Below are 22,949 nucleotides of genomic sequence, written 5' to 3'. Positions count from 1 at the left end.
CAAGGCGATGAGCACCCACTATGGGTAGGGCGCTCTTTTAAACGATTTAGGTGATTTTCTAAAACGGCTACTGCAGATTTTTCTCTTAATTTATGGTATTTCCCCGGAGGTGAGAAAGCGCTTCCCACGCCCGGCCGCAAGGATCAGGACGACGGGGGCAGGTATGAATCCTCCTCCTGATGGAGACGTACAGAGGCGACTTCTGCCAGCACGGAGAGTGCCAGAGTATGCGCATCCCGGGCTTTGGGAAATATCCCGACGGGTGCCCGGATTTGCGCTGTCTCCTCCCTGGACCATCCCAGCTCGTGGAGCTTTTGCAGACGTAACGTGTGGGTTCGATAGCTGCCCAATGCGCCGAGATAAAAGGGTTTTGCCTCTCGCGCGGCCTGCAACACTGGCAGCTCTCGGTTGAGATCATGGCACAGCAAAATGACCGCCGTATCGGTATCGATCTGAGCGCTGGCTGAGGCCGGAAAAAGATCGAAGATATGGCTGTCATAGCCTGTGGCTGCTGCAAGACTCGCGGTTGCCTGCGCCTCAAGAGAACGTCCGTAAATCATCAGCCTGACGCATGGCCTGAACCCCACCTCAAAGCCATTGAGATTCCAGCCCGTTCGGGTTTGCGTGGGCAGGCACACCAACGATTGTGCTTGCGGATCGTAGCGCAGCCCCGCCGGTTTTCTCTGTTCCAGGCGGTTCAGCACGGCGAGCAGAGGCTGTGCCGAGCGTAGTTTATGGAGCGTCAGCGTGATCCCACCGCCGCAGGGCAGAACGATGTCAAACCACGGCGAACCTTCGCCATAGCGAATTTCGCGTTCGCAGCCTGAGCCCATCATCTCCAGCGCTTCAAAAGCGGCAGCGGCCTCCACGCAGCCGCCAGAGACAAAACCGCAGTAACGACCATCTTCGCGCACCACCATCTGCGCCCCGAGCGGGCGCGCCGCGCCGCCGCGTATCTCCACCAGCGTCACCAGCACCGCTCCTTTACCGGACATTAGCGCCTCTACGGCGAAGCGCAGAATGGTCCGGTGGTCATCGGTGAGAAACGCCTGCTCTGGCTTATGCCAGTGTTCGTCTTTGTCAAAAAGCGGGTATGACATTGTTCCTCCTTAAACCACATCCGGCAGCTTATCGAGCAGCTTATCCAGAGTGATGGGATAATCCCGTACCCGAATACCGGTGGCGTTATACACCGCGTTGGCGATAGCCGCGCTCACGCCGCACAGGCCCAGCTCACCGACACCTTTGGCCTTCATCGGGGAGGATATGGGGTCGGTATCATCCAGGAAAATCACCTCCTGTTTTGGGATATCCGCATGGACCGGCACCTCATACCCCGCCATATCGTGATTAACGAAGTAGCCCAAACGGTCATCCACCGCCAGCTCCTCCATCAGTGCCGCGCCCATGCCCATAGTCATTGCGCCAATGACCTGGCTGCGTGCAGTTTTCGGATTCAGGATGCGTCCTGCAGCACACACAGCGAGCATACGCCGGACCCGAACTTCTCCCGTCGCGCTATGCACGCCGACCTCCACAAAATGCCCGGCAAAGGTCGACTGCTGGTACTCCTTGCTCAGTGTTCCGAATTCAATGCTCTCTTCCGCTGTCAGTCTGCCGCCTGCGGTGGCCTCATGTAGCGTGGCGCTTCGGGTACCGTTGGTAATCTTGCCGTCGGCAAACTGCGACTGCTCAGGATCAAACCCGACTGTCGAGGCAATCATTTCGCGAAGCTTCATACAGGCGGCGTAAACGCCGGAGGTGGAGGTATTCGCGCCCCATTGTCCACCAGAACCCGCAGAAACCGGGAAACTGGAATCGCCGAGGTGAACCGCAACCTGCTCCAGCGGTACGCCAAGCATTTCCGCTGCCGTCTGGGCCAGAATGGTGTAGCTGCCGGTGCCAATGTCGGTCATGTCCGTTTCTACGGTAACGGTGCCGTTTTGTTCGAGGTGAACCCGAGCACCCGATTTTTCCAGCAGATTATTGCGAAAGCCCGCCGCAACACCGTGGCCGACCAGCCACTCCCCGTCGCGCACCTGTCCGGGTGTGGCGTTGCGCTGCTTCCAGCCAAATTTATCCGCTCCGGTGCGCAAGCACTCGATAAGCTGACGGCGAGAGAAGCGGCGCGTCGGGTCGGCGGGGTCAACCTGAGTGTCATTCAGGATGCGAAACTCGACGGGATCGATGCCCGCTTTTTCCGCCAGTTCGTCGATCGCGATTTCGAGCGCCATCAGACCGGGGGCTTCGCCGGGCGCACGCATGGCGTTCCCTTCCGGCAAATCAAGCGTGGCGAGCCGCAGGCCGGTATGACGGTTTGCCCCGGCGTAGAGTAATTCGCTTTGCTGTACCGCCGTTTCCGGCGTGCCGCCGGGCAGGTTTCCGGACCAGCTTTCATGTGAGATAGCGGTGATTTTCCCGCTCTGGTCGGCACCGATACGCAAGTGCTGAAGGGTGGCGGGGCGGTGCGTGGTGTTATTGGGAATAGTGGGGCGGGGGAGCATCACTTTAACCGGACGTTTCACCGCTCGGGCGGCGAGGGCTGCCAGCAGCGCATCGCTTCTCAGGAACAGCTTGCCGCCAAACCCTCCGCCGATATACGGGGAGATAATACGCACATTCTCCACGGGCACTTTCAGCGTTTTTGCCAGATCGGTGCGGCACCAGTCAATCATCTGATTTGAGGTCCAGAGAGTAAGCTTATTTCCATCCCAGACGGCCATCGAGGCATGCGGCTCCATCGCCATATGGCTCTGATCCGGGGTCGTGTAGGTAGCATCAATCTTCACCGCAGCGGAGGAGAAAGCCCCGTCAAAGTCACCGACGTTTTTGTCGGGCGTGTCTTCCGGCGGCTGACTGACGGCCTGTTTTTCGTCCGCCAGGGAGTAAGCTCCTTTATTACGGCGATAGTGCGCCTGCACCAGCGAGGCCGCCGCTCGCGCCTGTTCGAAGGTCTCGGCCACTACCAGCGCAATGGCCTGATGATAGTGCTCAATAGTGGGGCCGCCTAACAGCCTGGCGGTGTTTTTGTCGCCTTTACTGAGTGCCCCGGCGTTACTGGCGGTAATGACAGCCAGTACGCCCGGCGCTTTTTGCGCGGCGTCCGTATCAAGGGCGGTGAGGCGTCCTTTGGCAATGGCGGAACCGACGATATAGCCATAGGCGGCGTTGGGGGATTCTTCATGCCATTCGTAGGCGTAGCGTGCCGTGCCGGTAGTTTTCAGCGGTCCGTCGATGCGGTCATGGGGACGACCGACAACCTTCAGCTGATCGATCGGGTTTTCCCCTGCGGGTTTATCAAATTTCATGCTTGTGCCCTCGCTTCAGCCAGTACGGAGGCAAGCGTTCGCTTCGCCAACAGGAGTTTAAAGGTGTTTTCAGCGGTGGGATGGGCGCTGGCGAACAGCGCGTCATATACGGCCTGCGCCCCCTGGGATAGTTGAGCATCCGCAGCCTCAATGCGCCAGGGCTTATGTGCTACTCCGCCCAGCGCGACGCGCCCGCTGCCGTCAGGCTGAATAATCGCCGCGACCGATACCAGGGCAAAGGCGTAGGAGGCGCGATCGCGCACCTTACGGTAAATATGTTTTCCGCCGAGCGGCGGAGGTAACGTCACCGCAACGATAAGCTCACCGGGAAGCAGGGCGGTTTCAATGTGCGGCGTTTTCCCCGGTGGGTGATAAAAATCAGCCAGTGTGATACTGCGAGTCTTTCCCTCCGGCGTGATGGTTTCCACCACCGCATCCAGCAACCGCATTGCGACCGCCATATCGCTCGGATGGGTGGCAATGCAGGCTTCGCTTACGCCTACCACCGCGTGCTGACGGCTAAAGCCTTCAAGCGCCGCGCAGCCGCTCCCGGGCAGGCGCTTATTGCAGGGCTGATTGGTGTCGTAAAAATAGGGGCAGCGCGTGCGCTGGAGCAGATTACCTGCGGTGGTTGCCTGATTGCGTAACTGACCAGACGCGCCAGCGAGCAGGGCGCGGGAGAGTATCGCGTAATCACGACGCACGCGCTCGTGAGCCGCCAGGTCGGTGTTCCGTACCAGTGCGCCGATGCGCAGCCCACCCGCGTCGGTCACTTCAATCTTATCGAGCCCGAGCCCGTTCACATCGATAAGGTGGGTGGGCGTTTCAATTTCCAGCTTCATCAGGTCCAGCAGATTGGTCCCGCCCGCGATAAATTTTGCGCCGGGTACGCGCTGAGCGCTAAGTGCCGCCTCGGCCGGGGTGTTCACTCGTTCATAGGTAAACGCCTTCATGATTTTATCTCCCCCGCAGCGTCTTCAATGGCGGCAAGGATGTTAGCGTATGCACCACAGCGACAGATGTTGCCGCTCATACGTTCACGGATCTCATCGGCAGTTCTTTCTGGAGGGGAAACCAAATCGACCGTGACGTGACTGGGAATGCCGTCCTGAATCTCTTTTAGCACCGCTACTGATGAGCAAATTTGCCCGGAGGTGCAGTAGCCGCACTGGAAGCCATCATGCTTGATAAAGGCCGCCTGCATGGGGTGAAGATTATCTGGTGAACCCAGGCCTTCAATGGTGGTGATCTCGGCCCCCTGATGCATGACTGCAAGCGTCAGGCAGGCATTAAGCCTGCGACCATTGACCAGCACGGTACAGGCTCCGCACTGTCCGTGATCGCAACCTTTCTTGGTACCGATCAAATGCAGATTTTCACGCAAAGCGTCCAGTAGCGTGGTTCGGGTATCCACCTCAAGCTGCTCGGTTTTGCCGTTCACCTTAAGTGTCAGGGGCATTATCTCTGGCGCGGGTGTAACTGCCGGAACGCTTGCCGCAAGCGTAGAATGAGGATAAACCACGGCGGTCGCCGCCGTTGCGGCGCTCACTTTAATCAGATCGCGACGGGTCAAACTAAAATCGTGCGGCTCGTGCTTCCCAACCCGATTATCTTCGGGGTATTCGCCTTGGTTGCTCATACCAGGCCTCCGGTATTCTAAAGGGGAAAATAAGAGTGCGTTGCGAGAGTGCTGATGCTTTTTTAAACGTTAAGCATAGTCGGCGACAGCAGGAGGATTATTCTTAAAACGCGAATGCAGCTATGAGCCCGGCTAATAAATTCATGTTCGCCGGGATGTTGATGATGATGGGAGCTGGTTTATTGCTTGAGTTGTACGATGCAAAAACCGATAAGGAAACCTGTGATTGTCAGCTCTGCATCACCCTGCAAATCTATGTCACTTCTAATATAAAAATAGGGAGAAATGATGGTGCTTATATTCTTTGGCGATTAGACAACCATCTTGTTATACAAAACAATACAGTTCTTTACATTCGCCTTGTTTTATGAATACTCCTAAAGAGGTGTATAACATAATGGTACAAGCAGGGTAGATATGAATATATTTGAACAAACTCCACCGAACCGCAGACGTTATGGTCTTGCTGCATTCATTGGGCTGATTGCTGGCGTTGTTTCCGCATTTGTGAAGTGGGGGGCTGAAGTTCCATTGCCTCCACGTAGCCCGGTGGATATGTTTAATGCAGCGTGTGGCCCGGAATCATTAATCAGGGCTGCTGGGCAAATTGATTGCTCGCGTAATTTTCTCAATCCTCCGTATATTTTTCTTCGAGACTGGCTGGGGCTGACAGATCCCAATGCGGCTGTTTATACCTTTGCCGGGCATATCTTTAACTGGGTTGGTGTTACGCACATTATCTTTTCGATAGTGTTTGCTGTCGGTTATTGTGTGGTCGCTGAAGTATTTCCAAAAATTAAACTCTGGCAGGGCTTACTGGCAGGTGCTTTAGCCCAACTTTTTGTTCATATGATTTCATTCCCTCTCATGGGACTGACACCACCTCTTTTTGATCTCCCGTGGTATGAGAATGTTTCTGAAATTTTTGGACATTTAGTCTGGTTCTGGTCCATTGAAATTATTCGCAGAGATTTACGAAACAGAATTACTCATGAGCCAGACCCTGAGATCCCCTTAGGCTCAAACAGATAATGCATTGAATGATAAAAATGGCGCAAATACAGCGCCATTTTTATAGGTTAAAAACATTGCTTTTTATATTCTGATTCAGATAGTCAGTGAGTATATCGCGCTACTTCAGGATGATGTAGATCCGAAGAACGCTACAGAAGAGAGGCATTGTTGCTGGCAAATACAAGAAGTTTCGGGTTTTGTTGTCCCTGAAAACGAAGCCCCGCTATTATCGCTGGCGGGGCAGTGCAATTAATTATTGTATATTTATAACGGTGTCAGCCCGTATTTAGCCCTTGCACGATTGCAAGCCTCATTGACTTCTCCGTTCTCACCAGACATGGCGAATTCTCTGCACGTGGACGATCGATTTTTATATATCGTGCAGCAGGCATTTTTGCCTGGGGTTCCTGCAAGGGCAATACATCGGGGGTTTTTCTGATTGGTACCGCTCATGCATCGGTGAAAAGGGGATATTTGTTCAGTGAGCCTGGCGGGAATGGTACCGCCAGCATCGTCGGCTTCGGCCCAGTAAAAAGAGACGCGGAAAAATGCACAACAGGCACCACACGTCATGCATGGATTCAGATTGCTCATAATTCACCAGTACAGCTATAAATCGTAAAGAGAACAGCGGTACATCGTATGTAAGAACGTACCGCGGTTGGCTGGTGTACTTTCGATAGTGTGAGTATTGAATGATTTCCAGCCGTTACCGATTTTACGTACTATTTCGTGAATAAACCACTCGTTAGCAGGCAGCCTGATACCTTTCTGTGTCTCCTGAACACTATGGTGTGCATATGAGAAAGCCCATCGTTACAGGTGACATTGACGATCGCTTCCACATCATTTAAACGTTTTTTGAGTCTCTGAGGTGGAATTCTTCCCTCGACCGATGGATAAGTATCAGTCCGCCGAAGGGGGCTTAGCCGGACAGGAATCGCTAATCTTAATGAATTTGTCGTTATAGACCAGATAATGATTCCCCGGCTGACGTAACTCAGGCTGATGAACCACGTCTCCCGGACGTAGATACCAGGCATCGCCTTCCTCTTCGGTCGAATCACATCCTGGCTTAATCAGTAGCTTAAACCATGTGTTGCCGGTGTTACTTACCGTTCCTGTCACCTTGTCGAAGGACCATTTAAACTGAACCTGACGTGGTCGTACTACCAGAATGGTATCCATCACCACCACCGGCTCCGTGCTGACCTCACCGCCGGTAGGGCTGCGTTTTGTCAGGTTACGAGTGGGGACCTCGCGAAATGAGACCCGGTAGTAGCGCTCGCGGTTATCCTGTGGACCATGATAGTAAAATTTAAAATACTCGCTCTCACCAGCCTGCAACGCCAGCTGGCGGGGGGCGAAAAGCAGTTCACCATCCACCGGTCGGGTGCGCAATTCACTGCTGCCCGGGCTATCAATAGCACTGATGGCAATACGGTATATCCGTGCGCTTTTGTTGTTATTCACTACACGTTTGCTGACAAAGTCAGTCTCGGACGGCAGCGAAAATGTCAGATTGCCGACCGAAATCGCCTGTGTCAAAGGTGCCGCCAGCATACAGACCGCTGTCAGCAGGGCCTTAGTTAATGTTACGCCACGTCGCCTGAACATGAATTTCTCCTGAAGCGCTGACTTCGCCAAACCAGCCGTTATCATCTACCGTACGCAGCGAAATGGCGTTATCCATTGGAATCGAAAATTTGACTGTGGTCTTATCCATCTGCCCCACTTCGCCAGAGATATCAGTCCACGGTGTGGTCAGCCACAGCGCATCGGTCATATCCCGCCAGCTATCATCGCACCCGGCATCGTAGGTTTTTGTAGCTCCGTTGCGGGTAATAAAGGAAAGCGTCGCCGGGAACGGTACTTTCGCCTTACCGTCATCGGAGCTGAAGACACAATAGGAGCGCCCGCCAATCACCTGCGCGGGTCCGGTCACCTTGATCAGCACTTCGTCGGCAGCTGTTTTACCGCTGGTGGTTACGATATAGCCGAAATCGAGTGCCGACTCGCCGCTGCCAACATATCCCTCCCGCGACGGTGTCTGAGTATATTCATCGGAGATAATACTGATGCTGAAATCACGGGGTTTGATAATCAGCGTGTTGGAGGTAGAAAATTCATACCAGCCAGACTCCGGTGATGTGGTGTTCTGAAAGCGAAAGTTGAATAGATCTTTGGTGTTGATATCGCTGATTCCCTGGTTCACCATCTGCTTAAAGAAGTTGCTCGAGAAGAAAACATAGATCGAGTCTGCGCTCTTCATCTCGTTGAAGGTGTAGTAATAGGCAGTATTGCTCACCGGTTTCCATGAACTGCCATTCAGACTGAACTGCATATCGTACGCCCCGATGGCCGAGGCTAACGACGAGTTGGCGATCGCCGGGAATATATGGATTGAGGTGTTGCTGAGTCCGTTTGTTTGCAGGGTATAGTTAACCATCTTACAACTTAATCCTGAACGGCTGCCGATGGTTTGCGTCCGGCAGTCGGCGTTCCCTTCGCCCAGAGTCGGTACTCCGTCGCTGTTGATAAATACTTCCGCCAGCGAGTGGGTATTTATCAACCGTAGGTTTGCTGCTTTCGTATGGGTGACGTTGCGAACATACCAGTTGCCGGAGGCCTGATCCTTACAGCGTGCGCCGCTGCTGGCGTCATAGTTCACAGAGGTCTGGCAGGCATTGATGGTCATTGTAAAGCTGCTGCCGACGGGCATTTGTTGCAGATACTGGTAAAACGCGTCTGACAACATGCCGTGCATCCACTTCGCGCCGCCGCTGGTCACCGTCGCGCCATAAAATCCACTGGTGTCGGTGGTTTGCGGCAGGATAAGACTGGTGGTCATATTACACCCAGCGTACCAGTTGATGCAGCGCAAGCCAGTTAAAGGAGATGAAACTGGTGAATTTTCCAGCCACATATCAAACTTCCAGTTGGTATAAAGGCCGGTGTTGTAACCGTTATCAATGTAGCCGAGGCTTTGCTGATAGATGGTTCCTGAACCATTGTATTTTAAACCGGTCCAGCGGTTGGCACCGGTCAGGCGCGGATCCAGCGCCCCGCCAGGAGTGACGAAAAAGTTGTCGTCTGAGTTGTTTTCGACAAACACAAACTCGCGTGCCGGTGCATCCGCCCAGGTTGTTTTGCTCACTGCCGCTCTGAGCGCAGTTACTGGCCAGATTAGCGCAAAGATTATCATCGCTATCAGTAGGTTAACTCTCATTCTCTTCTCCTGTCTGCGTCACCGCCGCCCACGATGAGAGGCCGCTGCAGACCACATCACCGACCCAGACGGCACCGCGCGCCTGGTTGAGTTCCAGTGCCACTTCGCAGGTTTTATTGCCACTGTAGCGAAAATCGATAGTGGGGTATTTCTTATCCACGTCCATGACAAACTCGCCGTTTTCATCGGTTCGGGTTCGGCCGATATGGTTGTTAATCCGTGCGTTAGCCAGCAGTGTGCCGTCTTCCGCACGGATACGACCGGAGACGGTAACCATCTGCTTCACCTCTGGCTCAATGACAGCGACATTGCCTGGATAGAGAGTCAGATGACTTTTGCGACCGCTGACGATATCGTAACTGTCGAGTGAGTTTTTGCTGTTCTGTAACTCCACCTCATATCTTCCATAGGGAGAGAGCGGGAGATAGTTACGCTTGCCGTTAAGCGGGAAAATCCGCCCGTTGATTTTGGCGCTGATCTGACCGTCGTCCTCCAGCCCGGTGTTGAATATCACCCCAGCGTTGCCATCAGTCCGCCCGCTGGCAGCAATGTTTTTACCCTGCCAGCCGACGCTGCCATTGGCGGTTAAATTGGTATTGACGTAGCCGTCCGCCGCGCTATTGACGTTCAGCGTTCCGCTGGCGTAGCGAGCGTCGAACTGTGCATACGCCCCACCACTGAGAGTTTTGTCATCACCGGTATCGCCGGAGATGGCTCGTGACAGATTGGCACCAACAGTGCGAATGGTCCCTTCATCAAACTGCTTGCGTGCTGACAGGTTTGCCATGGTGTAGCCGTTTTGATGAGTCATCCCTGCGCTAAACCAGTTGCCCAGTGGTAGCGAGAGATCGAGAGCGATATATTTCCCTGTATTGGCGTTGCTGTCGCCGTTGTTATAGCGCTGAATACCGGCCCGCAGGCCAAGCGAACCAAAGGGACCGCTGTAGACATTTTGATAGTAATCTGCCGTGTAATAATGGCTGTTGTAACGGCGGTCATCATTGTAGCTGATGCTGAATGTGCCCAGCTTCGACCACAGTGAGTTCAGGTTGAGTGTGCCGCCGATTGCACGGTTGTCGGCATCGCTACGTCGCAATTGATTGCCAATGCGGGTTTTTTCCTGGTTAACCCACAGCGAACTAAAGCCTCCCGGTAGAGTGGCGCTGATGCTGGCGATGTTGCTCCATGAGCTGTCACTGGCCAGCATATTTTGCAGGTTAACGTTGATCGCTCCCCCAAGCGGCAGCGTCAGACGGGTTTCACCCACCGCCTGATTATCGTATCCATATCCCGTTGCCGCCCAGCTAAGCGTACTCAGTGAGCCGGAGGTCGAGGCACCTGCCAGCCAACTCTCTTTAGCTGGTCGCGTCTTTTTCCCGTTTTCCGACCAGCGATCCATATGAAAGCTACCGCCCCATATCTGCCACGCCAGTGGTGCACCGACGCCGCGCCCCCGGCTAAACAGCTTATTGACCCGTTGAGTGCGTTTGCTGATCACGCGACCGTTAACGATCACCTCAACTTCCACATCGTAAATACCGTACGGTAGACCCCGGGTATCCACTTCATGATTGCCCATGGTGAAGTTCTGAACGCTTAGTAACCGCCCATCACGGGTGAGATGTACTTCGCCCGCCGCCGGTAAAAAGGCGATCACTGGCGTGGCTGACTGGCTGCTGTCGAAGATGGTGGAGCTGGCCTGGTTTCCCCAGGAAAGGCCGTAAATCTTCCCTGCTGAAATGGCGGTCATCGGCCCTAAGGACTGCAAGTTCCAGGTGTCGAGCATTCCACCGGCAAATCGGTGACCGGCAAAATCGCGTTCATACATCGCTTTATATAATTCACTGTCCTGTTGACCGCTACCGATCCCGTACAGCGAGCCGTCGAGCACCACATGATGTTCGCGCAGTGCAGTAACGTTATTCAGCGACAGATAGCTGGATGTGTTACTCCCGCCGTTACGCAACTGGTTGTTATAGATGCCGAAGTTATAGCTCAGATTACTGCTGAGGGTGTTAACACTGGACTGCCCGATGTCTTCGCTACGTGAGCGTAGTACAGTGCCCAGCGCTTCGCGCTTGACCACCAGCTGCAGCAGCAGTTGGCGCAAGCTGAGATCCAGCTGCGCGTTGTCAGTCAGGGGGATGGTAAGGGCCTCATTGAACGGGGCGTTTGCCAGAGCCATCAGCTGCTGTCGAGTTTGTTCGCTGACACTGGCGTTATCTTCACTCTCTTCCAGCTGTATTTTCCGGATGCGTAGCTGTCCATCATCCAGCCAGATAAAAGCGCTGCCGATTCGCTGATCGTCCTGGCGACCCTGACTACCGGCGAGATGAATATAGAGCGGGACGCTCATGCCGTCCTGAAGCGCCTGACTGAAGGCCTGCGGAATAATCACCCCACCTATTTGCTGCGCACTTATGTCAGCAGCGCTGGCATCGGGCTGAACGAACAAAAAGACCATGCCGAAGGCAAACTGGGCTTTCAGTCCTGGGGAGAACCGTCGTAAAGGCATTGTCGTTATCCATCTGCACAGCTATCTATTTCACGGGAATGAACTTATCACCCTGCCAAAGTGCAACCCGTCCTTTGTTATCCGCCGTGTCCACGCGGGTAAAACGACGCGACTTGCCCGGCATCAGGTAGTAATTCTCTTTACACTCTTTACCATTGGCGGCTTTCAGGCAGGGGCCGTAGGCGAGGATCCGCAGCGTCGCATTTCCTGTATTTGTCAGGGAGCCGTTGGCGTACTGAAAGTGGTAGTTTGCCTGGCGGGGTGCGACGACCAGAATGGTGCCGATGCGGGCGGAAGCAGTGGCCACAGCGCTGCGGTTGGCATTATCGCGCTGCGCATCACTGAGGGCCTGATCAAACCAGACAATGCGGTAGTAGCGCTCTTTTTCATCTGCTGGTCCCTTATAGAAGAAGCGGATCACTTCGCTGGCTTGGGCGGGTAGCAGCAAGCTGGCGGGAGTGAGTAGCAACTCATCCGGCTTGTCCATTGCGATAACCTGCCCGTCGTCAAGCGGTGAAGAGAGCCGTTCGAGACGGATATTGATGAGGCGACCACTGTCGGTACTGTTTTTGATCGTTTTGCTCAGCGTGCTGCTGTCACTGTTCATAAACGATGATATATCGCCGACATCCAGCGCCTGGGCCGGAGATATTCCGGATAACAGCAGAGCGAGAAGCAGAAGGTGCTTTTTCATAACAATTCCGTCCAGGAATAAAGCAGGGGGGCTACCCCTGCTGGTACATCAGAGAGATTAACTGGTCCAGGTCGCGTCGAACTGTACGCTAACGTCGCCGCTCCAGATGCCTTCCGGTAGAGTGCTGTAATCGGTTACTGCGGTGGTACCATTGGTGGTGCCGCTGATGATGGAGAAGGTGAAACCATCCTGTGCGGTGGTACGATTGCTGGCATTGTAACCGTTAGCCAGCGGGCTAAGGTTGCCGCCCAGTACGCCGTTGGCGGTATCGATCATCACGGTATCGCCAGTTTTTTCGACTGCCGCGCCGTTATAATCCACGCCCACATTCAGTGTGGAACCTGAGGTATCCAACTGGGTTAATGTGTTGGTGATAAGACGTGAGGTCAGTTTAAAGGCGGTAGCCGTTGAGTCACCCTCGATAGCCACGTCAAATAGACCTTTCTGTGAGTTAAAACCTTTAATGCCTTCGGCATACTGGAACGCCAGGCTACCGAGTGGCGTCACAACCAGCTTACTGGTGGTGTCTTTTTTGGCTGTTGCTGACCAGGTCGCTACAGCCTGAGCTGTTACGTCAGCAGCCTGCGCCACACCTATACCGGTAAACACCGTTACCAGAGCTATTGCCAGAACCTTTTTTTTCATTGCTTTTCTTCCCGAGTTGAATTGAGGACATGAAGTCCCGGTGAGTCATTTTTTAAAACTAACTTGTCTGGAGTTTACTGAACCAACTTATATAATTTTGAGTACAGCTTGGCCTCTGCATTACGCCGATGGGTATACACTGTCTTTACACTACAATTTTCAATTCTGGCAATCGATTTAGGCAGCATTCCCTGAGCCGTCATGCGGATAATTTCCATTTCCCGGTCAGTGATTTTATCTTTCTTAATATCTTTTCTCAGGAACCTGCCATTAATCACATAGGCCAGTTCTTTTCTAATATCACGACTCAGTCCAGCGTATACCACGCCTCTAATATTGCTGTTGTAATACCAATAATTTGCTAAGGCTTCTGACTTTCTGGCCGCAATCAATACGACCTGTTTCCCCTTTACCGCGGATAACCACTCATTATCACGGTTTATAAATTCAGTTAAAGAATCCGTATTGAGATTGATAAACACGAAATCTTTTCTGATTTTCTCCAGCGATAGATAAATTAATCTGTCGATATCCACAATCAGTTCAGATAGTCCTTTATAGAAGTAGGCGTCATGGGGAGACCAGATGTATTTATCAGAACGGTTTTGACATTCCATATGGTTTTTAACCTCATAGTCCCTGCTGTAATCATTTTGCCATGTCACTACTTTCCAAACCTGTAATTTTTACAGGTACATTCAGTTTCTTTAGTAAATCGGAAGTAAATAAGATACGTAGCACATATCAATATAGGTTAAACGAGATTAAGTTTAATTATTTTCGATTGGGCTTAAATTTATGTTTTTTTCCCGATCAGTGTCAATATGTGAACGAAAAAGGAATTCCATGGTTAAGTCAATATTTACAAAAAATGAAAATATTGCTTTTTTGATAAGAAGAAAAAGACATTCAGTTTCATAAGGTTATTGGCAATATATCGTTCAATTCTTACTTGCATTTTATATTAGCCAGGAACTTTGCCCTGAGGTGTTAGGAATAGTCTTAATGTGTTGTGTAATGGACTAGTAAAAAAACAAGTTTAAATGATAAGAAATAGAATATAAAACTATCATGAGTCATAATTAAAGATGATTTGCCAATCAGTAAGGTGTTTTAATGGATTAACATGCCGCACAAAATGGTTATGGGTGTTCATCCCAATAAGTGATGAAAAATTAAACAGGTGTAAGTATTTCATCTGTCCGGTAAGCCCCCTAAGAGCCAAATTAAGTGAAGTTAAACGAAGACTGCCAGTTGTCACAGGAACGATGGCCTCTTTGCCAGGGCACTGAGTGCAGTTATCTGTGCGCGTTACTCTAACTGGCACTCGAACGTCGGCGATGGGGTTACCGGTGGATCAGGCCGTTCCTGTGGCGTAAACGTTTTTATGTCAGTACCAACAGATTTACCACATTTATCATCTTAACAGTTTGAGTGTAAATGCAGGCTGCGTCGCAAAGGGAGGAAACTGAGTGGCGTGTTCAGTCTAAAAGAGGGTTGATGCCAGCATACAGGGGCGAAGCTGGTCAACAAGTCAACATTAATATAATGGAATATTCGGAGAGAAACGTCAGGCAGTTGACCTTAAATGAACAGGAAGATACATCCCCAGGAAAATTAATGCTGGTGTAATAAATACACCAACATTAATCCGGTCTGATTATTAATCAGACAAATATCGTTAATTCGTCGAATTTTAAATCAACGTTTTTTCTTACGACCCTGAACGGCCTTAAAACGTGGATTAGATTTACAAATCACATACAGCCGTCCTTTTCGCTTCACAATCTGACAGTCTGGATGGCGTTCTTTTGCGGTACGCAGAGAGTTAAGGACTTTCATCATGCCCCCTTTTTCGTGCTAACAAAACGACCAAAACGTTGGGTGAACCGTGCAACATTTCCTTCTGATGCCACTGTTCTCAGCTTCCCTGTATAGAACGGGTGCGATTTCGAAGAGACATCAATTGTTACGTACGGATACGTTACGCCATCCAGCTCAATCTCACGGTCTGTTTTGATAGTCGAGCCGATTTTAAAGTACTCATCAACACTGGTGTCGTGGAACACCACAGTACGATACTCAGGATGGATATTGGGCTTCATCATTTTTACCTGTTATGTTATAACATAACCATAAAGATACATGCTCATCCGGATCATTTCAACACCCAATCCCTGTGACCATTAGTGGTATGTGGAATTTCCGCAACGGGGAAGTCTGGCATTGTTAACAGCCATTGGCGACGCTCCCATAAACGCCTGGATGAGTGATTGATGATAGTTTCGCTGAGAGTATGGATTTTTCGAGAATGGAGGTTATCTCCACTTTACTGGCCGATGATTTATCGCAGTATGATTGATTACCTGACAGCGTGTATTCCTCTCCCACGGATATAATAATTACTTACAAAAAGGGAGAGGATGCATATTTTAAATATCACTGAAGTGAACAGTTTATTGCCGTTATTAATAGAAATGGAGAAATAAATAGGCGTATTCTACAATTGCGACAAAAACAACGATATTAATCAGTTTATGACTGATTTGTTGTACTTTATTCTCTTTCATTGGTACTTCCTCGCTTTAAAAAAGAGCGCACTTCGTAAGTGCCCTTATATAAATAACGAGTTTGGTCAACCAATTTTTTGACATGTATCACAAATTTGAATAGATGTATTACATCGGCTATCTTTTATTGCACCAACGTCATTGATATATGTCGCCTGAAGTCAGTTCCGGGAATGAGTCTGATCTCAAGACTGGCCCAGTCCTGGCGTTAATTGGCGCTGAGGAGCATATCGCATCTCATCATAATGTCGTATCTCCTGGGGTGTTATACAAGATATCGTTGTTGGTAACCTGGGCGAGGAATTGAGCTCTATTAAACCGTCAACTATGCCGGATACATACTGGATTACACTGCAGGCACGCCTTATGAGAGAACGTGCCGCAGTGACGGGTTAATTATTTGAAAGAATTTGTGAGGCTGTATCGGTTACTCATTGATTTGATAGTTTTACTCTCGGGAGAGTAATAGATATTTAATCCATTAACGGAAACCAGCCAGTTCCTTTCGATGCCTGAATTTGATCCCATAGTTTATCCGGAATGGTTAATTCAGGAACAAGTTGTGGATTAAGGGTTGTTTGAATTTCATGGCCTCTACCTGATTCAGCTAAAGTCACCCATTCTGGATTTATCACCAGCCCTTTACCGATCGCAACAAGTGGCAGGCCAGTGGAAATTGCTTCTTGAGCCTGAGACGGTGTGCGTATTTTACCTGCAGCGATTACCGGCACTCTGCCTGCAATATGATTTAAAATCAATTCAATAGTTCGGGGGCCATTTGGCGACTCAACAGGGTAGCTATCGTTAATACTGACCAGCGAGGTATGTATATACGAAATACCGGATGAAATGAGCCGATCAAGGAGTTTATAAGTATCCTCTATCCGCAGCCCCCCTGTTGCAGATTCTTCAGGAGATATTCTGTAACCGATGGCAAAGGGCTTTGTCGCATATTCATAGACTACATTTTTTACTTCCTGTAATACGGCCAGCGGGAAGCGCATACGTCCTTCGAGATCTCCTCCCCATCGGTCATTACGCTGGTTAAATAGAGGGGAGAAGAAATTCTGTAGAAGGAATCCGTGCGCACCATGAAGTTCAATGCCATCAAAACCTGCTTTAATCGCCCTTTTTGTGACATCTCCGAATGCTCTAATGGTTTCCTGAATTTCGTTTTCAGTCATTTCCCTGCTTTGTACCACTCTCTTCATAAAGTCACCATTTTTTACGCTTGATGCGCTGGCACTAATAACATCGTTATTTGGTACAAGCTCCGGGATGGCTTTATTACCGGCGTGGAAAATCTGCAAAATAGCCGGAGCACCCCCACTTTGGGCTGCCGCTGCTAACTTTTCAAGGCTGTTAATGAAACGGTCGTCATATGCGGCAAATTCATGAGTAAACCCAATGCCGCTTGGCGTGACATAGGTACATCCTGTTATTACTAAACCAACATTTTGTGAGCGGCGTTTATAAAATTCGAGTTCTTGCTCAGAGATGGTTCCATCAGGATTCGCTGACCAGGTCGTCATAGGAGCCATAACGATACGATTACGTAGCTTTATTTTTTCTGTCAGCATAAAAGGAGAAAACAATGATGGGTGTTTATTTGTCATAACAATACCTCAAATGTTTATCTGATTTTGATGCGAATGTTTTAACTGGTTAGTTGTTGCCAGCTTTGGAACCAAGAGTTCTGGCTTTATTTATAATCCCTTTAAAGTGTTTCTAATAATTGAGTTGCTGCTTTTTTGTTTTTTAATGAAATTTCTTTTTGAGTAATTTTATTATTGTTGTGTAGTCAATAAAGGATAAATGTCAGGGAGATAAGGGATCTCCCTGTAAAATTATTATAAATGTGTTTTATAAAAAGGAATTAATTTATCGAGTGCCTGTTTCACAGGTTCTGGCTTATCATACAGGTCGTAATGTGAATAACCTTCAACCACGACCAGCTCTTTATGTTTTGAAGCAGCGCGGCCAATAATTTCGCAGCCGTCACGGTAGGCACCAAATGCGCCCACTCTATCGCCCACCACAACCATTATTGGTTGAGTTAACAGGACTTCTGCAAGATGAAATGCATCCCAACCCACGGCAACAGTCTGATGTGAGAATAGCGAACGATTTACCCCATTAGGTGCATAGCCTCGTGGCGAACGATAATATTCTGTGGCTTCAAAAAGGTCTATTTCTGTTAATCCCGCTTCAAGAGCTGCATCCGGAGAAGAGGGGAGTAAATCATCTACGCGAAGTTTTGCGCCGTTAGCTTCGTCTGTTCTTTGTTGCGCCATTGCTTCGAGTGCTCCGATAGGATTAAACGCTGTAAATCCCTCACGCATAAGACGCCCGTAGTTTGCACCCGTGACAGTACCAATAGCTTTAATTCGACGTTCTGTCATTGCGGCATTAATGGCATATCCACCTCCACCACAAATACCCAGTACACCAATACGCCCGGCATCAACGTAAGGTAAGCTGGTAAGGTAATCAACGACAATGCTGAAGTCTTTTACTCGCATTGTTGGATCTTCCAGATAACGCGGTTCCCCACCGCTGCTTCCCTGAAAACTGGCATCAAAAGCAATGACGATAAAGCCAGCTTTTGCCAGGGCGGCACCATACACACTACCCGATGTCTGTTCTTTGCAGCTTCCAATTGGATGGGCGCTGATAATGGCAGGATACTTTTTTTCACTATTAAAATCGTCAGGGAAATAGATATCAGCAGCTATATCCCAGTAAGTGTGTTTTATCGAAACAGTTTTCATTTCAAGCTCCGGGGATTTGCCTAAACAGATTTAAATATCATTTCTATTATCCGCAACTGGCATTCGTGTTCATATCGAGAACGGCGTAATAGTATGACTTGTATTGGTTATCATCAATGGTCTAATATCTATCACAGTGTTAAGTTAAGGTTTACAATGATGAAAATAGAGCCTTCAATTTTGCCTTCTCTTGCCTGGTTTGCGCTGATTGTTCGTGCCGGCAGTTTTTCCAGAGCCGCTTCTGAAATGGGTATTACGCGGGCCGCATTGTCCCAGAATTTAAAATCTCTTGAGGAACGTCTTAACACCAAGCTGATATACCGTACGACCCGCAATATGTCGCTTACTGAGGAAGGACAGCGTCTGTATGAAGTGCTGGTGTCGGCTTTGGGGCAAATTGATGATGCTTTGAAAGATGTTGGTGATACCCAACTTGAACCTACAGGCCTGTTGAGAATAAATTCCTCCCGTGTTGCAGCACGGATGCTTGTTGAGCCTCATATTGGCGAGTTTCTTACTCGTTACCCCAAAACAAAGATAGAACTCATTATGGATGACGGTTTATCTAACATTATTGCGGACGGCTGTGATGTGGGCATACGTCTTGAGCAAGGACTGGATGAGCATATGACTGCCGTTCCTGTTTCTCCGCTTATTAAACTGGTTACTGTGGCATCGCCAGATTATTTAAAAGAACACGGTATTCCTGAAACGCCTCAGGAACTGAGTAACCATAATTGCCTTCGGTTGCGGCATAAAAGTAGCGGTGCACTCTCTGCATGGGAGTTTTCTAATGTTGTGGGGGGTAATGAAGAGTTCGAAATAGAGGTTTCAGGTAAGTATATTTCTAATGATGACGAAAGCATGATACGAATGGCGCTGAATGGAACGGGTATCATTCAACATCTGGATTTTGCAATCGCTGAACATATCAATGCGGGCAAGTTACAGCCGATTCTTGAGGATTGGGCTGTTTCATTTCCTGGATTTTATATTTATGTTTCATCACGGATGAGAATGCCCTCTAAAGTTCGTGCTTTTATTGATTTTATGGTGGAGAAAAGAGTAAAACTCGAAAATTGATGATATGTGTCAGAATATCGGTAAGAAGAATGGCACAATCGTGAGGATACGTTTATTCATAATAAATCTCCTGAAAGTTTAGAATTATTTTCGATACAGCCAGATTATCATTGTTACTAATAATGTGGCTAAAATAATAGCATCTATGCCCCCCCTTCATGAGTGTCTGTGAAGAGGATGTTTCTACAAGGAAATCGCCAATGCTCAAAGAAAACTTCAACGAACTGCAAATCTTTCTTGTGGTGGCAAGAGAGCGAAGTTTTACCAAAGCAGCGGGCAAACTCGGCGTCTCTCAGTCTGCACTTAGCCATGCAATGAAGGCTCTGGAGGAAAGGCTCAATATCCGCCTCCTGACACGGACTACCCGCAGTGTGGCTCCCACAGAAGCGGGGGAGAGAATCATTGCCTGCCTTGAACCGCGTATTGACGAGCTTGAACAGGAACTGGAGTCACTTATTCAACAGAACGGCACGCCCTCCGGGAATATTCGTTTATCTGCCGGGGAACATGCCGCGCGAAGTCTGGTCTGGCCGAAGCTAAAATCTTTTCTCAGAAAGTATCCCGAAATCAGTGTCGAACTGGTGGTGGATAACGGTTTTGTCGATATTGTTGAAGGCCGTTTTGATGCCGGGATACGACTGGGTGAAAATGTTGATAAAGATATGGTTGCGGTCAGAATTGGACCAGATATGCGGATGGCTGTGGTGGGGGCACCGGCGTATTTTGCTGCAAACCCTGCGCCTGAAACGCCTCACGAGCTACAAAACCATCGCTGCATCAACATGCGTTTGCCAACTGCCGGTGGACTTTACCACTGGGAGTTCGAGCGAGAAGGGAAAACTCTTCGCGTTAAGGTTGATGGGCAGCTGACGTGTAGTCCATTGCCAGAAAGAATTGATGCCGCGTTATCAGGGTTTGGGATCGCTTGTGTCCCTGAAGACATGGTTCAGGAGTATATAAAGTCAGGCAAGCTTATTCAGGTGTTACAGGAGTGGTGTCCAACTTTTCCCGGATATTATCTTTACTACCCCAGCCGTAAGCAGCATCCGCCTGCTTTTGCGCTGTTAATCGATGCGCTTCGCTACACCGAATAACGGGTCCTTTGTTCCTGGACCCGTTTGGGTATTAGCGGCCTACGCGTGCCTGGTGTTCAGGCGAGTAACGTTCACCGACGATTTTAATTGTTTCCAGCGCCTCGGTTATCTGCTGCGTATCTTTCTGCGAAAGAACAATGTCAGCAGCGGCCAGGTTTTCTTCCAGCCGGTGCAGTTTAGTGGTGCCAGGGATGGGAACAATCCACGGCTTTTGTGCTAACAGCCATGCCAGTGCGATTTGTGCAGACGTTACCCCTTTCTCCGCAGCCAGTTCACCTAACAAGGTGACCAGTTTTTCATTAGCTTCAATGGCTTGTGCTGCGAAACGCGGTACGGTGCTGCGGTAATCATCTTTGCCGAAAGTGGTTCCCGGCTTAATCGACCCGGTCAGGAAACCTTTACCTAGTGGGCTGAAGGGGACAAAACCAATCCCCAGTTCCTCCAGCAACGGCAGAATTTCCTGTTCAGGCTCACGCCACCACATGGAATATTCGCTTTGCAGGGCGGTGACAGGTTGTACCGCATGCGCACGACGAATGGTTTGTGCTCCCGCTTCAGACAGGCCGAAATGTTTGACCTTACCTTCTGCGATGAGGTCTTTCACCGTTCCTGCAACATCTTCAATAGGAACATCCGGATCAACACGGTGTTGGTACAGCAGGTCAATAACATCTGTCTTCAGACGACGTAATGATCCTTCAACGGCTTCACGGATATGTTCCGGACGGCTGTTTAAAATCTGCTGCTTATTATCATCGCCGAAGGTAAAACCGAATTTAGTGGCAATTACCACGCGGTCACGAAACGGTTTTAAGGCTTCGCCGACCACTTCTTCATTCAGATACGGACCATACACTTCGGCTGTATCGAAGAAGGTGACGCCACGTTCAACCGCAGCACGAATAAGTTCGATAGCCTGACGGGTATCGGTCGCCGGTCCGTAGCCGTGGCTTAAGCCCATGCAACCGAGCCCAAGGGCGGAGACTTCGAGTCCGGATTTACCCAGATAACGTTTTTGCATTGAATGAATACCTCTTTTATCGCGGCTTAAACATCAAGTTTGCGGCCAGTCAGCCATTCCACCATTGCGGGATCGCGGTGAGAGAAGAACGCGCTGGTTGCGGTATCCAGGGCGGTAATTTGCAGCATATCTTCAGGACTGAGTTCAAAATCGAGAATGTTGATGTTCTCTTCCATGCGTTCTTTGCGTACTGATTTTGCAAGCGAAACAATGCCTCGTTGGTAGATCCAGCGCAGAACAACCTGGCCTACGCTTTTGCCATACTTCCCGCCAATTGCCGTGAGAACAGGATGCTGGAACAGACCATTTTTCCCTTCCGCAAACGGTGCCCAGGCTTCTGGCTGAATACCACGGCTTTGCATCCACGGAACGGCGTGTAGCTGCTGATTGAAAGGGTTAACTTCAACCTGGTTTACCGCTGGAACGACGTTATTAAAGGCGATAAGGTCAGCCAGTCGGTCAGGATGGAAGTTACTGACGCCAATAGCGCGAATTTTACCGGCCTGTTGCAGCTCCTCCATGGCACGCCAGGCACCGTGGACATCACCGTAAGGCTGATGAATCAAATACAGGTCAACGTAATCAAGTTGCAGTCGATTCAGAGAGCGTTCGAACTGGGCTTTGGCCCCTTCGTAACTGGTATCCTGCAACCAGAGTTTCGTGGTGACAAAGAGTTCGTTACGGGCGATACCGCTTTGTTTCAGTGCGTTCCCGACCTGGGTTTCATTTTGATAGGAGGCGGCGGTGTCAATCAGTCGATAACCGGTGTTAATAGCGTCAATGACCGCTCTTTCGCATTCGGCGGCATCGGTCATCTGAAATACACCAAAGCCCAGCAGGGGCATTTCAATACCGTTATTCAGTTTTACTTTTTGCATGGTGTTATCCTTCCGTTATCGTTCATGAGAAGCATAACGTAAAGGGAAAAGCTCGATTAGACGGCAGGATTTGTCAGGGGTTATGAACAAAATTCATAAATCTGTTTGAGTGTTGCGATGGGTAGTGCAAGTTCGATATCTCCGCAATTTACAGTCCGATAAAGGAAAATGAATATCCATAAAAAATATATCGGTTTATCCTGGCGTATATACCTACTTCGACGTATTTCCAATAGTTGCTAATTAAAGGTAGGTCATTATTATTCACTCTGAATAATGAATTATTCACTGTCCACAGAGTAAGAAATATAACTTAAGTATCTATTTAATGACTTGCACAAAAAGCTAAATTTTCACCCATAAATAAAAATATAATCCCGCGCCCAACCACCTGATGAGTGGCTACAGGCACTGGATATATTAGGTGGCGGTGTACTTTCTTACATAAAGGTATTTCCTTTTCTGCGGAAAAGGAAACCGGGAAATCC

The 22,949-nt window shown here is 49.7% G+C and carries 23 protein-coding genes; 5 read left to right on the top strand and 18 right to left on the bottom strand.

The features are described from left to right. Positions 1 to 143 precede the first annotated feature (143 nt). The 4 genes from paoD to paoA are packed head-to-tail and all read right to left on the bottom strand — an operon-like array spanning position 144 to position 4,947. Positions 144 to 1,100: a molybdenum cofactor insertion chaperone PaoD gene (paoD, locus tag ACJHW7_RS15200; RefSeq protein WP_021556510.1), complete on the bottom strand. Its 957-nt coding sequence runs from the start codon at positions 1,098 to 1,100 to the stop codon at positions 144 to 146. Positions 1,101 to 1,109: 9 nt separating this feature from the next. After that, entirely contained in the window at positions 1,110 to 3,308 is a 2,199-nt protein-coding gene (gene paoC, locus ACJHW7_RS15195; RefSeq protein ID WP_040234559.1) for an aldehyde oxidoreductase molybdenum-binding subunit PaoC, read from the bottom strand. Then, complete coding sequence (paoB, locus tag ACJHW7_RS15190; protein WP_001624636.1) at positions 3,305 to 4,261, bottom strand: aldehyde oxidoreductase FAD-binding subunit PaoB; 957 nt, start codon at positions 4,259 to 4,261, stop codon at positions 3,305 to 3,307. Before paoB ends, paoC begins: the two co-directional genes overlap by 4 nt. Further along, complete coding sequence (gene paoA / locus ACJHW7_RS15185) at positions 4,258 to 4,947, bottom strand: aldehyde dehydrogenase iron-sulfur subunit PaoA (protein ID WP_021556512.1); 690 nt, start codon at positions 4,945 to 4,947, stop codon at positions 4,258 to 4,260. Before paoA ends, paoB begins: the two co-directional genes overlap by 4 nt. Positions 4,948 to 5,069: 122 nt before the next feature. On the opposite strand from paoA, the gene ACJHW7_RS15180 reads away from it, so the two are divergent. Together ACJHW7_RS15180 and ACJHW7_RS15175 are read left to right on the top strand one after the other, a co-directional pair. After that, entirely contained in the window at positions 5,070 to 5,318 is a 249-nt protein-coding gene (locus tag ACJHW7_RS15180) for a hypothetical protein (RefSeq protein WP_120314245.1), read from the top strand. A 46-nt stretch (positions 5,319 to 5,364) separates the two neighbouring features. After that, complete coding sequence (locus ACJHW7_RS15175) at positions 5,365 to 5,979, top strand: YagU family protein (protein ID WP_001019915.1); 615 nt, start codon at positions 5,365 to 5,367, stop codon at positions 5,977 to 5,979. Between the two features lie 246 nt (positions 5,980 to 6,225). Here the strand turns inward: ACJHW7_RS15175 and ACJHW7_RS15170 are convergent, their stop codons facing one another. From ACJHW7_RS15170 to ecpR, 7 genes are all read right to left on the bottom strand, one after another. Then, positions 6,226 to 6,555, bottom strand: coding sequence for a YkgJ family cysteine cluster protein (locus ACJHW7_RS15170; protein WP_001307600.1), 330 nt, complete (start codon positions 6,553 to 6,555; stop codon positions 6,226 to 6,228). Between the two features lie 312 nt (positions 6,556 to 6,867). Beyond that, a complete protein-coding gene (gene ecpE, locus ACJHW7_RS15165) occupies positions 6,868 to 7,578 on the bottom strand; it encodes a fimbrial chaperone EcpE (RefSeq protein WP_021556513.1) in 711 nt (236 codons plus the stop codon). Next, positions 7,547 to 9,190, bottom strand: a complete 1,644-nt coding sequence (ecpD, locus tag ACJHW7_RS15160) for a fimbrial adhesin EcpD (RefSeq protein ID WP_021556514.1) — start codon at positions 9,188 to 9,190, stop codon at positions 7,547 to 7,549. The genes ecpE and ecpD overlap by 32 nt, the downstream gene beginning before the upstream one ends. After that, positions 9,180 to 11,705, bottom strand: coding sequence for a fimbrial usher EcpC (gene ecpC, locus ACJHW7_RS15155; RefSeq protein WP_001131058.1), 2,526 nt, complete (start codon positions 11,703 to 11,705; stop codon positions 9,180 to 9,182). Before ecpC ends, ecpD begins: the two co-directional genes overlap by 11 nt. Positions 11,706 to 11,730: 25 nt before the next feature. Continuing rightward, positions 11,731 to 12,399: a fimbrial chaperone EcpB gene (gene ecpB / locus ACJHW7_RS15150; protein ID WP_000716383.1), complete on the bottom strand. Its 669-nt coding sequence runs from the start codon at positions 12,397 to 12,399 to the stop codon at positions 11,731 to 11,733. A gap of 57 nt (positions 12,400 to 12,456) precedes the next feature. Continuing rightward, on the bottom strand, positions 12,457 to 13,044 hold the full coding sequence (gene ecpA / locus ACJHW7_RS15145) for a common pilus major fimbrillin subunit EcpA (protein ID WP_000730968.1): 588 nt from the start codon (positions 13,042 to 13,044) through the stop codon (positions 12,457 to 12,459). Between the two features lie 74 nt (positions 13,045 to 13,118). Next, positions 13,119 to 13,661 (bottom strand): ECP biosynthesis operon DNA-binding transcriptional regulator EcpR, encoded by a 543-nt coding sequence (gene ecpR, locus ACJHW7_RS15140; RefSeq protein ID WP_000389022.1) that lies wholly within the window; start codon positions 13,659 to 13,661, stop codon positions 13,119 to 13,121. Between the two features lie 823 nt (positions 13,662 to 14,484). Here ecpR and ACJHW7_RS15135 point away from each other — a divergent pair. Beyond that, the gene (locus ACJHW7_RS15135) at positions 14,485 to 14,676 is read left to right on the top strand and encodes a hypothetical protein (RefSeq protein ID WP_001147284.1); all 192 of its coding nucleotides are present in this window, start codon (positions 14,485 to 14,487) and stop codon (positions 14,674 to 14,676) included. A 69-nt stretch (positions 14,677 to 14,745) separates the two neighbouring features. Here ACJHW7_RS15135 and ykgO read toward each other — a convergent pair whose 3' ends face one another. From ykgO to ACJHW7_RS15110, 5 genes are all read right to left on the bottom strand, one after another. Further along, positions 14,746 to 14,886 (bottom strand): type B 50S ribosomal protein L36, encoded by a 141-nt coding sequence (gene ykgO / locus ACJHW7_RS15130; RefSeq protein WP_000866436.1) that lies wholly within the window; start codon positions 14,884 to 14,886, stop codon positions 14,746 to 14,748. Then, positions 14,886 to 15,149 (bottom strand): type B 50S ribosomal protein L31, encoded by a 264-nt coding sequence (locus ACJHW7_RS15125; protein WP_000803998.1) that lies wholly within the window; start codon positions 15,147 to 15,149, stop codon positions 14,886 to 14,888. Before ACJHW7_RS15125 ends, ykgO begins: the two co-directional genes overlap by 1 nt. A gap of 363 nt (positions 15,150 to 15,512) precedes the next feature. After that, complete coding sequence (gene ykgR, locus ACJHW7_RS15120) at positions 15,513 to 15,614, bottom strand: small membrane protein YkgR (protein ID WP_000662258.1); 102 nt, start codon at positions 15,612 to 15,614, stop codon at positions 15,513 to 15,515. A 473-nt stretch (positions 15,615 to 16,087) separates the two neighbouring features. Beyond that, the gene (locus ACJHW7_RS15115) at positions 16,088 to 17,230 is read right to left on the bottom strand and encodes an NADH-dependent flavin oxidoreductase (RefSeq protein ID WP_021556515.1); all 1,143 of its coding nucleotides are present in this window, start codon (positions 17,228 to 17,230) and stop codon (positions 16,088 to 16,090) included. Between the two features lie 234 nt (positions 17,231 to 17,464). Next, positions 17,465 to 18,385: an alpha/beta hydrolase gene (locus ACJHW7_RS15110; RefSeq protein WP_000860023.1), complete on the bottom strand. Its 921-nt coding sequence runs from the start codon at positions 18,383 to 18,385 to the stop codon at positions 17,465 to 17,467. Positions 18,386 to 18,541: 156 nt separating this feature from the next. Here ACJHW7_RS15110 and ACJHW7_RS15105 point away from each other — a divergent pair, with 156 nt between their 5' ends. Together ACJHW7_RS15105 and ACJHW7_RS15100 are read left to right on the top strand one after the other, a co-directional pair. Beyond that, on the top strand, positions 18,542 to 19,468 hold the full coding sequence (locus tag ACJHW7_RS15105; protein ID WP_021556516.1) for a LysR family transcriptional regulator: 927 nt from the start codon (positions 18,542 to 18,544) through the stop codon (positions 19,466 to 19,468). Positions 19,469 to 19,668: 200 nt separating this feature from the next. Further along, a complete protein-coding gene (locus ACJHW7_RS15100) occupies positions 19,669 to 20,562 on the top strand; it encodes a LysR family transcriptional regulator (protein WP_000910719.1) in 894 nt (297 codons plus the stop codon). A gap of 31 nt (positions 20,563 to 20,593) precedes the next feature. On the opposite strand, the gene ACJHW7_RS15095 is transcribed toward ACJHW7_RS15100, so the two are convergent. Together ACJHW7_RS15095 and ACJHW7_RS15090 are read right to left on the bottom strand one after the other, a co-directional pair. Continuing rightward, the gene (locus tag ACJHW7_RS15095) at positions 20,594 to 21,583 is read right to left on the bottom strand and encodes an aldo/keto reductase (protein ID WP_001172290.1); all 990 of its coding nucleotides are present in this window, start codon (positions 21,581 to 21,583) and stop codon (positions 20,594 to 20,596) included. A 26-nt stretch (positions 21,584 to 21,609) separates the two neighbouring features. Beyond that, entirely contained in the window at positions 21,610 to 22,461 is an 852-nt protein-coding gene (locus tag ACJHW7_RS15090; RefSeq protein ID WP_001174462.1) for an aldo/keto reductase, read from the bottom strand. Between the last annotated feature and the right edge of the window lie 488 nt (positions 22,462 to 22,949).

It is taken from the genome of Escherichia sp. WS1152, from assembly GCF_046487665.1.
Lineage (GTDB): Bacteria > Pseudomonadota > Gammaproteobacteria > Enterobacterales > Enterobacteriaceae > Escherichia > Escherichia coli.
This window is presented reverse-complemented; position numbering and strand designations above follow the sequence as displayed.

Coding starts and splice junctions, on each gene's coding strand:
- paoD (WP_021556510.1), bottom strand. CDS start 1,100: ATGTCATACCCGCTTTTTGACAAAGACGAACACTGGCATAAGCCAGAG.
- paoC (WP_040234559.1), bottom strand. CDS start 3,308: ATGAAATTTGATAAACCCGCAGGGGAAAACCCGATCGATCAGCTGAAG.
- paoB (WP_001624636.1), bottom strand. CDS start 4,261: ATGAAGGCGTTTACCTATGAACGAGTGAACACCCCGGCCGAGGCGGCA.
- paoA (WP_021556512.1), bottom strand. CDS start 4,947: ATGAGCAACCAAGGCGAATACCCCGAAGATAATCGGGTTGGGAAGCAC.
- ACJHW7_RS15180 (WP_120314245.1), top strand. CDS start 5,070: ATGAGCCCGGCTAATAAATTCATGTTCGCCGGGATGTTGATGATGATG.
- ACJHW7_RS15175 (WP_001019915.1), top strand. CDS start 5,365: ATGAATATATTTGAACAAACTCCACCGAACCGCAGACGTTATGGTCTT.
- ACJHW7_RS15170 (WP_001307600.1), bottom strand. CDS start 6,555: ATGAGCAATCTGAATCCATGCATGACGTGTGGTGCCTGTTGTGCATTT.
- ecpE (WP_021556513.1), bottom strand. CDS start 7,578: ATGTTCAGGCGACGTGGCGTAACATTAACTAAGGCCCTGCTGACAGCG.
- ecpD (WP_021556514.1), bottom strand. CDS start 9,190: ATGAGAGTTAACCTACTGATAGCGATGATAATCTTTGCGCTAATCTGG.
- ecpC (WP_001131058.1), bottom strand. CDS start 11,705: ATGCCTTTACGACGGTTCTCCCCAGGACTGAAAGCCCAGTTTGCCTTC.
- ecpB (WP_000716383.1), bottom strand. CDS start 12,399: ATGAAAAAGCACCTTCTGCTTCTCGCTCTGCTGTTATCCGGAATATCT.
- ecpA (WP_000730968.1), bottom strand. CDS start 13,044: ATGAAAAAAAAGGTTCTGGCAATAGCTCTGGTAACGGTGTTTACCGGT.
- ecpR (WP_000389022.1), bottom strand. CDS start 13,661: ATGGAATGTCAAAACCGTTCTGATAAATACATCTGGTCTCCCCATGAC.
- ACJHW7_RS15135 (WP_001147284.1), top strand. CDS start 14,485: ATGCAGGCTGCGTCGCAAAGGGAGGAAACTGAGTGGCGTGTTCAGTCT.
- ykgO (WP_000866436.1), bottom strand. CDS start 14,886: ATGAAAGTCCTTAACTCTCTGCGTACCGCAAAAGAACGCCATCCAGAC.
- ACJHW7_RS15125 (WP_000803998.1), bottom strand. CDS start 15,149: ATGAAGCCCAATATCCATCCTGAGTATCGTACTGTGGTGTTCCACGAC.
- ykgR (WP_000662258.1), bottom strand. CDS start 15,614: ATGAAAGAGAATAAAGTACAACAAATCAGTCATAAACTGATTAATATC.
- ACJHW7_RS15115 (WP_021556515.1), bottom strand. CDS start 17,230: ATGACAAATAAACACCCATCATTGTTTTCTCCTTTTATGCTGACAGAA.
- ACJHW7_RS15110 (WP_000860023.1), bottom strand. CDS start 18,385: ATGAAAACTGTTTCGATAAAACACACTTACTGGGATATAGCTGCTGAT.
- ACJHW7_RS15105 (WP_021556516.1), top strand. CDS start 18,542: ATGATGAAAATAGAGCCTTCAATTTTGCCTTCTCTTGCCTGGTTTGCG.
- ACJHW7_RS15100 (WP_000910719.1), top strand. CDS start 19,669: ATGCTCAAAGAAAACTTCAACGAACTGCAAATCTTTCTTGTGGTGGCA.
- ACJHW7_RS15095 (WP_001172290.1), bottom strand. CDS start 21,583: ATGCAAAAACGTTATCTGGGTAAATCCGGACTCGAAGTCTCCGCCCTT.
- ACJHW7_RS15090 (WP_001174462.1), bottom strand. CDS start 22,461: ATGCAAAAAGTAAAACTGAATAACGGTATTGAAATGCCCCTGCTGGGC.